Source organism: Pseudomonas fluorescens, assembly GCF_041354075.1.
Lineage (GTDB): Bacteria > Pseudomonadota > Gammaproteobacteria > Pseudomonadales > Pseudomonadaceae > Aquipseudomonas > Aquipseudomonas fluorescens_CE.
Genome location: NZ_JARZGC010000014.1, coordinates 76292 through 91618 on the forward strand (window position 1 = coordinate 76292; position 15327 = coordinate 91618).

Consider the following 15327-nt stretch of genomic DNA (forward strand, 5'->3'; position numbering starts at 1 on the left):
TCTTTCGACGCCTGAACAGCTTTGTCATTGCAATCCCACGGCCTCTGCGCCGCGCTTTGTCGTGCCCGGCATTCTGAATTAACGAAGAGATCGAGACCGTTTTATGGAATGGATAGCTGACCCCACCGCCTGGCTGGGCTTGTTGACCTTGATTGTGCTGGAGCTGGTGCTCGGCATCGACAACCTGGTGTTTATCGCCATCCTGGCGGACAAACTGCCGCCCGAGCAGCGCGACCGTGCGCGCATCATCGGACTGTCCCTGGCGCTGATCATGCGCCTGGGCCTGCTGGCGAGTATTTCCTGGCTGGTGACCCTGACCCAGCCGCTGTTCGAGGTGTTCGACAAGAGCTTCTCGGGCCGTGACCTGATCATGCTGTTCGGCGGTGTGTTCCTGTTGTTCAAGGCCACGATGGAATTGCACGAACGCCTCGAGGGCCATGTCGGCGAGCGCTCGGCCAGCACCACCTATGCATTGTTCTGGCCCATCGTGGCGCAGATTGTGGTGCTCGATGCGGTGTTCTCCCTGGATGCGGTGATCACCGCCGTGGGCATGGTCGATGAACTGGCGGTGATGATGATCGCCGTGATCATCTCCATCGGCCTGATGATCGTCGCCAGCAAGCCGCTGACGCGCTTCGTCAACGCCCACCCGACGGTGATCATGTTGTGCCTGGGCTTTTTGATGATGATCGGCTTTGCGCTGACCGCCGAAGGCCTGGGTTTCCACATTCCCAAAGGCTACCTGTACGCGGCCATTGGCTTCTCGATCCTGATCGAGGTGTTCAACCAGATTGCCCGGGCCAAGCGCAAGCGCTCGATGCAGGGTTTGCGACCGATGCGAGAGCGCACCGCCCATGCCGTGATGCGCTTGCTCGGCGGGCGCAAGCTGGCGGTGGAGGACGTGGGTGAGGACATCGCCGACATGCTCGATAACGGCGAGGCACCGAGTGAGGAACTGTTCGACCGTCGCGAACGGGTGATGATCAGTGGCGTGCTGCAATTGGCCGAACGACCGATCCGCACCTTGATGACCGTGCGCGCGGATGTCGATCACATTGATCTGGCCGATGATGCGGAAGCAATTCGTACCCGCTTGATGCATTCGTCCTATTCGCGCTTGCCGCTGATCCGCGCGGGTGCGGTGGATGAGCCACTGGGCTTCGTGCACAAGAAGGAGTTGCTCAAGGAGTACCTGGCCGGCAACGAACCGGACCTGGCACACCTGGCGCGCCAGGCCATCAACCTGCTGGACAGTTATTCGATCCTCAATGCCCTGGAGCAGATGCGCAAGGCCTCGACCCACATCGCCTTCGTGGTCAATGAATTCGGCGACTTCGTCGGGGTACTGACCATGACCGACATCCTCGAATCGATTGCCGGCGAGCTGCCGGACGCCAGCGAAATCGAGGGCCCGGACGTGGTCGAAGAGCAGGGCGGTTTCGTGGTCAGCGGCGCACTCAACCTGGCACGCGTACGCCAGCGCACCGGATTCGCTGCCGAACCGACCGACGACTACCAGACCCTCGCCGGGCTGGTGGTGAGCCTGCTGGACCGCTTGCCGATGATCGGCGACAGCCATGAATGGGAAGGCTGGCGGATGACCGTGCTGTCGGTGGAGGAGCGCCGGGTGACGCGGGTGTTACTGGCGCGAGTGGACGCCTGACACACCGCCATCGCGAGCAAGCTCGCTCCTGCAGGGAATTTGTGAACGACACAGATCCACTGTGGGAAAGGGCTTGCTCGCGAAGAGGCCGTACATTCAATATCTGCAGCGCCTGACACTCCGCTTTCGCGAGCAAGCCCGCTCCCACAAGGTCCATTGTGGTGCAAATACCCGTCCTCTGTAGCCAACGGTAGCGCTACGCCATCGCTGCCTCGGGTAACACCGATTTTTCTTGTCCGCCCATCTCCCTGATTCCAAACACTTTTCAAATGCCCTCCCGGCACGCTGCAACCTGTGGCACACTTTCTGCTGTCTATTCCGCTGTTACATACCATGTTCCGGTATAGCGGAATACACATCATCAGGAGTGCTTGCCATGCGTCGCCGACCTTCCTTGTTCAAAGCGTGTGTTTTTCTTTTTGCAGCTTCGGCTGCTGCCATGGGCGTGGCCCAGGCGGCGGACGGCAAGCTGGACAGTGTGCTGGCCCGCGGCAAGTTGATCGTCGGGACCGGCAGCACCAACGCGCCGTGGCACTTCCAGGGGGCGGATGGCAAGTTGCAGGGTTTTGATATCGACATCGGGCACATCATCGCCAAGGGCCTGTTCAACGATCCGGACAAGGTCGAGTACGTGGTGCAGTCGTCCGATGCACGGATTCCCAACCTGCTGACCGACAAGGTCGACATCAGTTGCCAGTTCATCACTGTCACCGCCAGCCGTGCCCAGCAGGTGGCGTTCACGCTGCCGTACTACCGCGAAGGGGTCGGCCTGCTCCTGCCGGCGAACAGCAAGTACAAGGAAATCGAAGACCTGAAAGCCGCCGGAGACAGCGTCACCGTGGCCGTGCTGCAGAACGTCTACGCCGAAGAGCTGGTGCATCAGGCGCTGCCCAAGGCCAAGGTCGACCAGTACGACAGCGTTGACCTGATGTACCAGGCGGTGAACTCCGGCCGTGCCGACGCGGCGGCCACCGACCAGTCATCGGTCAAGTACCTGATGGTGCAGAACCCTGGCCGTTATCGCAGCCCGGCCTACGCCTGGAGCCCGCAGACCTATGCCTGTGCGGTCAAGCGCGGCGACCAGGACTGGCTGAACTTCGTCAACACCGCGCTGCATGAAGCCATGACCGGCGTCGAGTTCCCGATGTACGCCGAGTCCTTCAAGAAGTGGTTCGGTGTCGAATTGCCGACCCCAGCCATTGGTTTCCCCGTCGAATATAAATGACCCCATGACAGTGGGGCGGTGACCAGCCGCCCCGCTCAAGGTACTGCTGACCATGAACTATCAGTTGAACTTTGCCGCCGTGTGGCGCGATTTCGACACCTTGCTGGTGGGGCTCGGACTGGGCTTGCAACTGGCGCTGCTGTCGATCGCCATCGGCTGCGTGATCGGCCTGATGATGGCGTTCGCCTTGCTGTCCAGGCATCGCGTGCTGCGGGTGCTGGCGTCGGTGTACGTCACGGTGATCCGCAATACGCCGATTCTGGTGCTGATCCTGTTGATCTACTTCGCCTTGCCGAGCCTGGGCATTCGCCTGGACAAGATTCCGTCGTTCATCATCACCTTGTCGCTGTATGCCGGGGCGTACCTGACCGAGGTGTTTCGCGGCGGTTTGCTGAGCATTCCCAAAGGCCAGCGTGAAGCCGGCCTGGCCATCGGCCTGGGAGAGTGGCAGGTCAAGGCTTACGTTACCGTGCCGGTGATGCTGCGCAATGTGTTGCCGGCGCTGTCGAACAACTTCATTTCGCTGTTCAAGGACACTTCCCTGGCGGCGGCGATTGCCGTGCCGGAACTGACCTATTACGCGCGCAAGATCAATGTCGAGAGCTACCGGGTGATTGAAACCTGGCTGGTGACCACAGCGCTCTATGTTGCGGCCTGTTACCTCATTGCCATGCTGCTGCGTTACCTCGAGCAGCGTCTGGCGATCCGCCGTTAGGAGGCCCCATGTACGAATCACCCAGTTGGTTGCATGAGTTATGGGTTGCCCGCGAGCCGTTATGGCAAGGTTTTCTGACCAGTGTGCAGGTCTCGGCCCTGGCGATTTTGCTGGGCACGATGGTCGGCATCGTCGCCGGCCTGGTGCTGACCTACGGCAAATTCTGGATGCGCGCACCGTTTCGTTTCTACGTTGACCTGATTCGCGGCACGCCGGTGTTCGTGCTGGTGCTGGCCTGCTTCTACATGGCGCCGGCACTGGGCTGGAAGATCAGTGCGTTCCAGGCCGGGGCGCTGGGGTTGACGCTGTTCTGCGGCTCCCACGTCGCCGAGATCGTACGCGGTGCATTGCAGGCCTTGCCCAGCGGCCAGATGGAGGCGAGCAAGGCCATTGGCCTGACGTTCTATCAAGCCCTGGGTTACGTGCTGTTGCCCCAGGCCTTGCGGCAGATCCTGCCGACCTGGGTCAACTCTTCGACCGAGATCGTCAAGGCCTCGACCCTGTTGTCGGTGATCGGCGTCGCCGAACTGCTGCTCAGCACCCAGCAGATCATTGCCCGGACCTTCATGACCCTGGAGTTCTACCTGTTCGCCGGATTTCTGTTCTTCGTCATCAACTACGCCATCGAATTACTCGGCCGGCACATTGAAAAACGGGTGGCCTTGCCATGACTCAATCTTCAACCAACTCTCAAAACGGCCAACCGTTGCTGGACATCCGTGGCCTGCACAAGCAGTACGGCAAGCTCGAAGTGCTCAAGGGCGTGGACCTGACGATGCAGCGCGGCAACGTCGTGACGCTGATCGGCTCCAGCGGCTCGGGCAAGACCACGCTGCTGCGTTGCGTGAACATGCTCGAAGAATTCCAGGGCGGTCAGATCGTGCTCGATGGCGAGTCCATCGGCTATGACGAAGTCAACGGCAAACGCGTCCGCCACCCGGAAAAAGTCATCGCCCGTCATCGGGCCATGACCGGCATGGCGTTCCAGCAATTCAACCTGTTTCCGCACCTCACCGCGTTGCAGAACGTCACCCTGGGCTTGCTCAAGGTGAAGAAGCTGCACAAGGACGAGGCCGTGGCGCTGGCGGAAAAATGGCTGGAACGCGTCGGCCTGCTGGAGCGGCGCAATCACTTTCCCGGGCAGTTGTCGGGCGGTCAGCAGCAGCGCGTGGCGATTGCCCGGGCCATTGCGATGAATCCCAGCCTGATGCTGTTCGACGAAGTCACCTCGGCCCTCGACCCGGAACTGGTCGGCGAAGTGCTGAACGTGATCAAGGGCCTGGCCGATGAAGGCATGACCATGCTGCTGGTGACCCACGAGATGCGTTTTGCGTTCGAGGTTTCGGACAAGATCGTGTTCATGAATCAGGGGCGTATCGAAGAGCAGGGCCCACCCAAGGAGCTGTTCGAACGCCCGCAATCCCCGCGTCTGGCCGAGTTTCTCAAGAACACGCGGTTTTAAACACTCAATTTCAATCAGGAGAAACAGACATGAGCATTACTCGTTACGGCACCGGCAGCAGCGCGGCAGGCGGCACGCCTCGGCCGTTCGCGCGCGCCGTTGAGGCCGATGGCTGGCTGCACGTTTCCGGGCAGGTGCCGGCGCTGGATGGCGAGATCATCAGTGGTGGCATCGTCGAGCAGACTCACCAGACCATGAAGAACCTGATCGCGATTCTCGAAGAGGCCGGTTACGGTCTGGAAGACGTGGTGCGCGCAGGCGTGTGGCTGGATGACCCGCGGGACTTCACCAGTTTCAACAAGGTCTTCGCCGAGTACTTCAAGCCCGAGCACGCCCCGGCGCGAGCCTGTGTACAGGCGAGCATGATGGTGGACTGCAAGGTCGAGATCGACTGTATTGCGTACAGGAAGAAGGCTTGATACCGAGTCGCGCCCATCGCGAGCAGGCTCGCTCCCACAGCGGAGTTGCATGTCCATGTGGGAGCGAGCCTGCTCGCGATGGCGGCCTCACAGCCACCGCTGAACTCTAGGTAAACTCCCGGCATTTTCAATGGGAACCACTGACATGACCGAAGACACCATCAAACGCCGGGCCCGGGGTCTGGACCGGGCGTTCGATATTCTCGATTTCCTCAAGGAGATCGGCCAGCCGCTGCGCCCGAATGACATCGCCAGCGGCATCGGCAGCCCCAAGTCCACGGTCTATGAACTGGTGGCCTCGCTGCTGGAGCGGCGCATTCTCGAGCCCGTGGGCAAGGAAGGTCACGTCTACCTCGGCCGTCAGCTGTATTTTCTCGGGCAGGCGCATCTGCGGCACTTCGACCTGACCCGCGAGGCCGACCATGCCTTGCAGGAGATCGTCAGCCAGACCCGCGAAACCGCGCAGATGTGCCTGCTCAACGGGCGCAAATACACGGTGGCGCTGATGAAGGAGGGTGAGCGGCATTTTCGCATTTCCTCGGACATCGGCGAAAACGCACCGATTCCCTGGACGGCCTCCGGCCGGTTACTGCTGGCGCACCTGAGCGACCAGGCCATCGTCGACCTGATCGACCCCGACGACTTCATCCTGCCGGACGGCGAGCGCCTGCCGCTGGAGCAGTTCCTCGGTGAAATCCGCCAGGCCGGCATCGATGGCTTTTTCTCCTTCGACAGCGTCGCCGACACCTTCACCCATTGCTTTGCCGCGCCGGTCAAGGATGCCAACGGCGTCGCCATCGCGACCCTGTGCATCGTCGCGCCACGGGCCGATGCCAAAAACAACTACAACGACTATCGCCGGGTGCTGATCGACAGCGCCAACAGCCTCGCCCGGCGTATCAACGAATAACAGCGGCTGCCTGCGGCCGCGAGGAGCTCGATCATGTCTACTGCCCGTCATACCGCTGCCGTGGAAAAGGGTTTTGCCCACACCGGCGATCATCTGGTTCGCGACGTCAGCCTGCCGGTGCTGGTGCTGCACCGTGAAGCGCTGGAACACAACATTCGCTGGATGCAAACCTTCGTCAGCAACAGCGGTGCCGAGCTGGCACCCCATGGCAAGACCAGCATGACCCCGGCGCTGTTTCGCCGCCAACTCGACGCCGGAGCCTGGGGCATTACCCTGGCCAGCGCCACGCAAACCCGTGCGGCCTATGCCCATGGCGTGCGTCGGGTGTTGATGGCCAATCAACTGGTCGGCACACCGAACATGGCGCTGATTGCCGACCTGCTGCAGGCCGGCGACTTCGATTTCTACTGCATGGTCGATCACCCGGACAACGTCGCGGACCTGGGGGCGTATTTCGCTTCCCGTGGCGTGCGCCTGAACGTGATGATCGAGTACGGCGTGGTCGGCGGTCGTTGCGGGTGCCGCACCGAACAGGAAGTCCTCGACCTGGCCAAGGCCATCGACGCCCAGCCGGCACTGGCGCTGACCGGGATCGAAGGCTACGAAGGGGTGATTCATGGCGATCACGCTGTCAGCGGCATTCGTCAATTTGCCGCGTCACTGGTGCGTCTGGCGGTGCAGTTGCAGGACAGCGGCGCTTTCGCCATTGCCAAGCCGATCATCACCGCGTCGGGTTCGGCCTGGTACGACCTGATCGCCGAGTCCTTCGAAGCGCAGAACGCTGGCGGGCGATTCCTCAGCGTGTTGCGTCCCGGCAGCTACGTGGCGCACGACCATGGCATCTACAAGGAAGCGCAATGCTGCGTGCTCGACCGGCGCAGCGATTTGCACGAGGGCCTGCGCCCGGCGCTGGAGATCTGGGCGCACGTGCAATCGTTGCCGGAACCGGGATTTGCCGTGGTTGCCCTGGGCAAGCGCGACGTGGCGTATGACGCCGGGTTACCGGTGCCGCTGCTGCGCTACAAGGCCGGCGTGGTGCCGGCCAAGGGCGATGATGTCAGCGCCTGCAAGGTGACGGCGGTGATGGACCAGCATGCGTTCATGACCGTGGCGCCGGGGGTGGAGTTGCGCGTGGGGGACATCGTCTCGTTCGGCACCTCGCACCCGTGCCTGACGTTCGACAAGTGGCGGGTGGGGTGTCTGGTGGATGAACAACTGACCGTGATCGAGACCATGGAAACCTGTTTCTGAAGCCTTGAAACCGCAGTGAGGCCATCGTCGGAACGCCGCCCGGAGCAAGCTCGCTCCCACAGGGTCGTATGGAAACCTGTGGGAGCGAGCCTGCTCGCGATAGGGCCAGACCAGACAACGCAGCAACAGGAACATGTGCACCCATGAACACCCCCCACACCCCCCGCATCGCCCTCATTGGCGAATGCATGATCGAACTGCAACACCGCGCCGATGGCAGTCTGCACCAGAGCTTCGGTGGCGATACCCTGAACACGGCGATCTACCTGTCACGGGAACTGGGCGCGCGCGGCGCGGTGGATTACGTCACCGCCCTGGGCGATGACAGTTTCAGCGACGCCATGTGCCGCAGCTGGGCCGAGGAAAACATCGGCCTGGACAGGGTTCAGCGACTGCCGGGTCGTCTACCGGGGCTGTATTGCATCCAGACCGATGCCAGCGGCGAGCGGCGCTTTCTCTACTGGCGCAATGAAGCGGCGGTGCGCGACTGCTTCACCACCCCGGCGGCCGCACCGATCCTCAAGGCGCTACCGGATTACGACGTGCTGTATTTCAGCGGCATCACCCTGGCAGTGCTCGGCGCACAAGGGCGGGCGAAATTGCTGGAGGTGCTGATCGATGCGCGGCTGCGCGATGCGCGGATCGTCTTCGACAACAATTACCGGCCTCGCCTGTGGGCGTCGGTCGAGGAGGCGCGGGCCGCGTATCGCAGCGTGCTGCCGTACATTGACCTGGCGTTGCTGACCGTCGACGACGAACAGGCGTTGTTCCACTTTGCCGATTGCGACGCGGTGTTTGCCGCTTATGAACAGATCGGCACGCCCGAAGTGGTGCTAAAGCGCGGCGCCGAGGCGTGTCTGATTAGCTGTGGTGGCGAGTCGTTCGAGGTGCCGGCGCAGAAGGTTGCGCGGGTGGTGGATACGACGGCGGCGGGGGACTCGTTCAGTGCGGCGTATCTGGCGAGTCGGTTGATGGGGGCAAGCCCGGTCGAGGCGGCCGAGGCGGGGCATGGGTTGGCAAGTCGGGTGATTCAGGTGCCGGGGGCGTTGATTCCCAGGTAAATCAGTGGATGGCCGCCTGCTCCAGGCGGCGTTCCGACGATTCGGTCTTGGCCCCAGCCTCAATCCCGATAAAACACCTGCACCAGGTGATACCCGAACTTGCTCTTGATCGGCCCATGCACCACCCGCAGCGGTTTCTTGAAGATGACCGCATCGATCGCCCCGACCATCTGCCCCGGTCGGACTTCGCCCAGATCGCCGCCGCGCTTGCCCGACGGGCAGGTCGAATACTTCTTGGCCAGCACATCGAAGGCTTCACCCTTGGCGATGCGTTGTTTGAGCTGCTCGGCTTCTTCCGAGGTTTTCACCAGAATATGGCGGGCTTGAGCTTTCATCGGCAGTACCTTGTAACGGTGATGGCTGTGTGCGTGACGGCGAGGGCGGGGGATTATGCCCTAACGCCGTCGGCTTAGCCGATCATCGTGCGTATCTTGTTGGCCAGCAGATCGACGGAAAACGGCTTGGCCACCATGTCCATGCCTTCTTCGAGGAAGCCCTGGCGTTCGGCGGCTTTCTCTGCGTAACCGGTCATGAACAGCACTTTCAATTGCGGCCGGTGCTGGCGGGCGATTTCTGCCAGCTGCCGGCCGTTCATGCCCGGCAGCCCGACATCGGTCACCAGCAGGTCGATGCGCAAATCGGACTCCAGCAAGGGCAGGACGGTCTTCGCATCGGCGGCTTCGTGGGCGTGGTAACCCAGCTCCCTCAGCAGATCGAACACCAGCATGCGCACCGCCGGGTCGTCCTCGACCAGCACCACGGTTTCGCCGGCAATCGCCGCCGGTGCCGCCCCGCTGAACGGCAGCAAGGTGTTTTCCACTACCGGGTCCTGCAAACGCGGCAGGTACAGGCGCACGCAAGTGCCTTGGCCTGGCTGGCTGTCGAGGCTGACGTGGCCACCGGACTGCTGGGCAAAGCCGTAGATCATCGAAAGCCCCAGGCCAGTGCCCTGGCCGATGGGTTTGGTGGTGAAGAACGGATCAAATGCCTTGGCGCGCACGGAGGGCGTCATCCCGGTGCCGTTGTCGCTGACGGCGATCATCACGTACTCACCGGCCTTGACCGGCTCCAGCGGCCCGATGTCCTGGCCGTCCAGATGAACGTTGGCGGTCTTGACCAACAGCTCACCACCGTCGGGCATGGCGTCGCGGGCGTTGATCACCAGGTTGAGCAGGGCGTTTTCCAGTTGGCTGACGTCGGTGCTGACCGGCCAGATGTCGTCGGCCAGGTCCAGCGTCAGTTCAATGTGATCGCCCTTGGTGCGACTGAACAGATCCTCCAGCGAATGAATCAGCGTGTTGGCGATCAACGGTTTGCGGTCCAGCGACTGGCGCCGGGAGAAGGCGAGCAGGCGATGGGTGAGGGCTGCGGCGCGGTTGGCCGAGGACACCGCCGCTTCGGTGAAACGACCGACTTCGCTGGCCCGACCTTCGGCGATGTAACGCTGAATCATGTCGAGGCTACCAATGATCCCGGTGAGCATGTTGTTGAAGTCGTGGGCGATGCCGCCGGTGAGCTGGCCTACCGCTTCCATCTTCTGCGCATGGCGCAAGGCGTCCTCGGCGCGCTCGCGTTCGAACATCTCGTTCTGCAGGCGCTGGTTGGCATCCGCCAGTTGCTGGGTGCGGGACGCGACGCGCTCTTCCAGGGTTTCATTGAGGTTGCGCAGGGCTTCTTCGGTCTGTTTGCGTTCGGTTTCGTCGATCACGAAAATGTAGAAGCCGTTGACCGCGCCATCGGCGCCGTGCCGGGGCAGGTAGTTCATCAGCGCCTGGCGGGTAGTGCCGTCACCGTGTGGCGTGCGGATACTGAAACAGCAGGCCTTGCCCGCCAGGGCTTGGGCGATGTATTGGGCGCGCAGTGCGTAGGCCTCCTCGCCCAGTACCTCGCGAATGGTCCGGCCGTAAAGCTCCTGCGGGGTCAGGCCGTACCAGTTCAGGTACGCCGAATTGTTCAGGCGAAAACGCTCCTCGCTGTCGACATAGCTGATCAGGATCGGCATGGCGTTGATGATCAGTTGCAATTCGGTCTGGCTCTGACGCAGGGCCTGCTCGGTCTGCTTGCGCTCGGTCAGGTCGAGGGCGGCGCCCAGGAACCGCATCGGCCGGCCATGGTGATCCTTGTAGCAGCGGCCCCGGGCGAACACCCAGCGTAACTGGCCGTCGACTTGCAACAGGCGATACTCCACGGCGTATTCACTGCCTTGGGTGATGCACTGCTTGATGCTGCGGGTGATCATCGCCCGGTCTTCGGGGTGCACGCCCTCGAGGTAGGCGCTGATGGGCAACTGGCTGGCGAGTTGCGGATCGACGCCGTGCAACTGGGCGAAATGGCTGTCGACGATGAAGCGATCTTCGCTGATATCCCAGTCCCATGTGCCGACCGCGTTGGTGGCCGCCAGTGCCAGTTGCAGGCGTTCCTCGGTTTCGCGCTGGGCCTTGAGGCTTGCCGCCGAGCGCTGTTCGAGCTCGAGGGCGATGCGCCGGCGTTCGTTGGTCTGGATGGCGGTCACCAGGATGCCGGCGACCTCGGCGTTTTCATCGCGGATCGGGCTGTAGGTCAAATCCAGCCAGAGGTCGGCGTCCTTGCCATCCCGGTGCAGGGTAAAGCGTTGTTCGCTGTAGGTTCGCACCTGACCCTGCAGGACGGCGCTGTAGATCGGCCCGGTGAAGTCCCGAAGCTCCGGCCACATCTGATAGGTCGGTTGTCCGAATGCCCGGGGGTGCTGGTTGCCGACGAGCAGGGCGAACCCGTCGTTGTAGATCTGCGTGAGCTCCGGCCCCCACAGCAGCAGCATCGGCATGGGGGAGTGAATAACGATGTCCACGGCGGTTCGCAGGCTCTGCGGCCAGGTGCTGGCGGCGCCCAACGGGGTGCTCGACCAGTCCAGTCTGGCAATCAAGGCCTGGGTATCGCTGCCTATGGGGGATGGATTCATCAAAATTTCCTGCACGTCTGCCAGGGTGGCGCAGTCTACTATCCTAGTGCGGTACATGCTGCATGACCGATTATCCGGTCATTTTTTTCATTGAATGTTTCGCGGGTGCGCTTTGCCATGGAAATCGATGCGCTATTGAAGGTCCTGGCCAGCCAGGATGGATCCGATCTGTACCTGTCCACGGGCGCGCCTCCCTGCGCGCGGTTCGATGGCGTGCTCAAACCCTTGAATCACCAGCCCTTCAAACCCGGTGAAATTGCCGCGATCGCCCTGTCCATCATGGACGCCGAGCAACGGCTGGAGTTCGATCGGGAACTGGAAATGAACCTGGCGATCTCGTTGGCCGGTATTGGGCGCTTTCGGGTCAACGTGTTCAAGCAACGCAACGATGTGTCGATCGTCGCGCGCAACATCAAACTCGACATTCCGCGTTTCGAAGACCTCAACCTGCCATCGGTGCTGCTGGACATGATCATGCTCAAGCAAGGGCTGATGCTGGTCGTCGGCGCCACGGGGTCGGGCAAATCGACCTCACTGGCGGCGTTGATCGATTATCGCAACCGGCACAGCAGCGGGCACATCATCACCATTGAAGACCCGGTTGAATTCATCCATCGCCACCGCAAATCGATCATCAACCAGCGTGAGGTGGGTGTCGACACCCGCAGTTTCCATGCGGCGCTGAAAAACACCCTGCGCCAGGCCCCGGACGTGGTGCTGATCGGTGAAATCCGCGACCGCGAAACCATGGAGCATGCACTGGCGTTCGCCGATACCGGGCACCTGGTGATCTCCACCTTGCATGCCCACAACGCCCATCAGGCACTGGATCGCATCGTCAATTTCTTTCCAGAGGAGCGGCACACGCAACTGCTGCATGACCTGGGCAACAACCTCAAGGCCTGTGTATCCCAGCGCCTGGTGCGCACCCGCGACGGTCAGCGCAGGGCGGCGGTGGAAGTGATGATCGGCACGCCGACCATCGGTGACCTGATCCGCCGCAATGAAATCGCCGAGCTCAAGGGCATCATGGAGAAATCTTCGGAGGCGGGCATGCAGACCTACGACGGCGCGCTGTTCGACCTGGTGGTGGAAGGGGCGATCAGTGAGGAAGAGGCGCTGAAATACGCCGACTCGGTGAACAATCTGCGCCTGCGCCTGAAGCTGCACGCCGAATCGACGGCCGGGGCCAAGCCGTCGACGGGGGAGTGGGGGTTGATGGATTAGCAGCGGCAGAAATCGTTCACTTGAGGAAGAGGTTGACAGTGACGGCCCCATCGCTGGCAAGCCAGCTCCCACAGCCAAACCCCCAACCTGTGTCTACGCTTGCTTGAGAATCCCTGAAGAGCACCCCCATGCCAGCGCTGCTGCAGTACTTCAAGGCGATCGTGCACCCAGGCCCCGGCGTTGTGCTGTTTGGCTTGAGAACCATCGCTGCCGGGCTGTTGACCCTGTACCTCGCATTCGTGTTCGACCTGGACCAGCCCAAATGGTCGATCATGGCCGTGGTCATCGTCAGCCAGCCGTCGGCCGGCATGACCCTGGCGCGCAGCTTTGGCCAGGTCATTGGCACCACCGTCGGGGCGGTGGTGGCGGTGATCATCATGGCGTTATTCCCCCAGGCGCCGCTGCCATTTCTGGTCACCCTGGCCCTTTGGCTGGCCCTGTGTACAGCGGGCGGTACCCTGTTGCGCTACACCAGTTCCGGCGCATTTGTGCTCAGCGGCTACACGGCGGTGGTGGTCGGACTGCTGGCGGTGCCCGACCAGGACGGCACCTTCATGCTGGCCGTGACCCGCGTCACGGAAACGCTGCTGGCGGTGGCCTGCGTGTGCGTGGTCAGCCTGCTGACGGCGCGTCCGGAAAACGTCGCCCGTGACTACTTCAACAAGATCGATCAGATCATTCGGCTACTCGCCACCCATGCCAGCGCGGTGATCCGCACCGAGGAGAGCGAGGCTGATTTCCAGCAACGGCAAATGCAGCTGCTCGGGCAGATCGGCGCGCTGGAGGGCGTGCGCCGGCACCTGTATTACGACGCACCGCGCCTGCGCAGTGCCGACGACCTGGTGCAGTTGCTCGGCAATCAACTGGTGCTGCTGACCGCGCGGCTGACCGCGTTGCGTCACCAGCGCGAGTTGTTGCTGGAGCGTTGGGAGGGCGACATTCCGGTGGACATCCAGCAGTTGCTCGCCGATGAAGTACAACTGCTCGATGAGTTGGCTCGTCTGGGCCGGACGATGCCGGCTGAGCAAAAGCGTCAGTTCTCTGCGCTGCAAAAGCGTTTCGACGAGCTGGCCTACCGTTCCGAGCAACTGGTCGAGCCACTCCAAGCGACGCTGCGCTCCTTGTCGTGGTCGTTGCGCTGGGAGCAGGCGCGGCTGGTTCAGCAATTTGAAACCATTCTGGAGTTAAGCGATGCGATCCAGAGTGGACGCCGTGCCAGCAGCCTTTATCGCGGGCAGAAAAACACCCTGCACATGGACTACACGCTGGCGGCGATGAACGCGGTCCGCGCCTTTTTTGCGCTGATGGTGGCCGGCCTGATCTGGATCGAAACCGGTTGGGACGGTGCCCGGGGCGGCATGATCGTCACCGGCATTCTCTGTTCGCTGATGGCGACGTTTCCCAGGCCGCTCCTGGCGGCTCAGGGCTTCGCCAGGGGGATGGGGCTCGCGCTGGTGGTGTCGGCGGTGCTGCAATTTGCCCTGGTGCCGATGATCAGCACGTTCGAACTGTTGGCACTGGTGCTCGCGCCGGTGCTCTATGCGGTAGCGGTGGGCTTGTCGAGCCCGCCGACCACAGGCACCGGGATTGCCCTGGGGCTGATCACGCTGTTGATGCTGGGGCCGCAGAACACCGGGCTCGGGCAGAACACCGCGACCCAGTGGTTCGAGTTTGCCGGTGCCTATGTCTGCGCCACCGCCCTGGCCTTGAGTGTGTATGCGCTGATCTTTCCCTTCAGGCCGGTGCTGCGTATCCAGCGCTTGCACCGGGAGAACCGTGAGCAGGTGCATGCCTTGATGAAAATCCCCGCCACCGACGAAAACCAGTTTGCCTTCGAGAGTCGCATGGTCGACCGCCTGACCGCCATGCTGGGGCTGTTGCCGGCCATCCAGGACAAGTCCGCGCGCGCGCTGTTCGACGTCAGTCTGGGCTGCATGGCCGTGGGTATTGCGCTGAACCAGTTGCGCCAGCAGGCGCAGAACAATGCCTTGCTGAGTGCTGAAATGCAGGGGCGGTTGTTCGCCACGATTCGGCAGACCGGTCGGTTGATTGCCGGCCGTCCGGACGTCAACGTCGACGTTGTGCTCGCCAGCCTGCAGGCCCTGGGCGATGAGCTGGACGCGCTGCATTGCAGCGTCCACGAACAACTGTGGTCGGTGTTCCGCATGCGCGTCGCGCTGTTGATCGTGGTGTCGTTCCTGCAACGCCACCGTCGTCATTTCGAATCGGCCTCGCCGCAAGGAGTACCTGCTCTTGCCCATTGATCTGGAAATAGGTGGGGTCTACCTGCCGCCGATTGCCCAGGCGCTGTTGCTCGGCCTGCCGCTTTTCCTGCTATTGGACTGGATTCTTCGGCGCCTGGGGGTGTTGCAGTTCGTCTGGCATGAAGCCCTGTTCGAAGGGGCGTTGTACGCCTGTGTGTGTGCCACTCTGATTCTGTTGATGGGAGCGTGATG

The 15327-nt window shown here is 62.2% G+C and carries 14 protein-coding genes; 12 read left to right on the forward strand and 2 right to left on the reverse strand.

Annotated features, from left to right (window positions below):
- The first annotated feature begins 103 nt into the window (after positions 1-103).
- The 9 genes from QIW53_RS18315 (at position 104) to QIW53_RS18355 (ending at position 8706) form a co-directional block, all read left to right on the forward strand.
- Complete coding sequence (locus tag QIW53_RS18315; protein ID WP_371051026.1) at positions 104-1663, forward strand: TerC family protein; 1560 nt, start codon at positions 104-106, stop codon at positions 1661-1663.
- Positions 1664-2039: 376 nt separating this feature from the next.
- Complete coding sequence (locus tag QIW53_RS18320) at positions 2040-2888, forward strand: transporter substrate-binding domain-containing protein (protein WP_371051028.1); 849 nt, start codon at positions 2040-2042, stop codon at positions 2886-2888.
- A 52-nt stretch (positions 2889-2940) separates the two neighbouring features.
- Positions 2941-3603 (forward strand): amino acid ABC transporter permease, encoded by a 663-nt coding sequence (locus QIW53_RS18325; protein WP_371051029.1) that lies wholly within the window; start codon positions 2941-2943, stop codon positions 3601-3603.
- Between the two features lie 8 nt (positions 3604-3611).
- Positions 3612-4274 (forward strand): amino acid ABC transporter permease, encoded by a 663-nt coding sequence (locus tag QIW53_RS18330; RefSeq protein ID WP_192308128.1) that lies wholly within the window; start codon positions 3612-3614, stop codon positions 4272-4274.
- Positions 4271-5065, forward strand: a complete 795-nt coding sequence (locus QIW53_RS18335; RefSeq protein WP_371051031.1) for an amino acid ABC transporter ATP-binding protein — start codon at positions 4271-4273, stop codon at positions 5063-5065. The genes QIW53_RS18330 and QIW53_RS18335 overlap by 4 nt, the downstream gene beginning before the upstream one ends.
- 29 nt (positions 5066-5094) lie before the next feature.
- Positions 5095-5484, forward strand: a complete 390-nt coding sequence (locus QIW53_RS18340; protein ID WP_371051033.1) for a RidA family protein — start codon at positions 5095-5097, stop codon at positions 5482-5484.
- A gap of 145 nt (positions 5485-5629) precedes the next feature.
- The gene (locus tag QIW53_RS18345; protein ID WP_371051034.1) at positions 5630-6394 is read left to right on the forward strand and encodes an IclR family transcriptional regulator; all 765 of its coding nucleotides are present in this window, start codon (positions 5630-5632) and stop codon (positions 6392-6394) included.
- Between the two features lie 33 nt (positions 6395-6427).
- Entirely contained in the window at positions 6428-7645 is a 1218-nt protein-coding gene (locus QIW53_RS18350) for an amino acid deaminase (protein WP_371051035.1), read from the forward strand.
- 143 nt (positions 7646-7788) lie between these two features.
- Positions 7789-8706, forward strand: a complete 918-nt coding sequence (locus QIW53_RS18355; RefSeq protein WP_371051036.1) for a sugar kinase — start codon at positions 7789-7791, stop codon at positions 8704-8706.
- A 59-nt stretch (positions 8707-8765) separates the two neighbouring features.
- Here QIW53_RS18355 and QIW53_RS18360 read toward each other — a convergent pair whose 3' ends face one another.
- The gene (locus QIW53_RS18360) at positions 8766-9041 is read right to left on the reverse strand and encodes a peptidylprolyl isomerase (protein WP_007933743.1); all 276 of its coding nucleotides are present in this window, start codon (positions 9039-9041) and stop codon (positions 8766-8768) included.
- Between the two features lie 74 nt (positions 9042-9115).
- Entirely contained in the window at positions 9116-11644 is a 2529-nt protein-coding gene (locus QIW53_RS18365; protein WP_371051037.1) for a PAS domain-containing hybrid sensor histidine kinase/response regulator, read from the reverse strand.
- Positions 11645-11761: 117 nt separating this feature from the next.
- Here QIW53_RS18365 and QIW53_RS18370 point away from each other — a divergent pair, with 117 nt between their 5' ends.
- The 3 genes from QIW53_RS18370 to QIW53_RS18380 all read left to right on the forward strand — a co-directional run bounded on the left by QIW53_RS18370 (position 11762) and on the right by QIW53_RS18380 (position 15325).
- Positions 11762-12871, forward strand: coding sequence for a PilT/PilU family type 4a pilus ATPase (locus tag QIW53_RS18370; RefSeq protein ID WP_371051039.1), 1110 nt, complete (start codon positions 11762-11764; stop codon positions 12869-12871).
- A 128-nt stretch (positions 12872-12999) separates the two neighbouring features.
- Positions 13000-15135: an FUSC family protein gene (locus QIW53_RS18375; RefSeq protein ID WP_371051040.1), complete on the forward strand. Its 2136-nt coding sequence runs from the start codon at positions 13000-13002 to the stop codon at positions 15133-15135.
- On the forward strand, positions 15125-15325 hold the full coding sequence (locus QIW53_RS18380; protein ID WP_371051041.1) for a DUF1656 domain-containing protein: 201 nt from the start codon (positions 15125-15127) through the stop codon (positions 15323-15325). Before QIW53_RS18375 ends, QIW53_RS18380 begins: the two co-directional genes overlap by 11 nt.
- Positions 15326-15327: the final 2 nt, after the last annotated feature.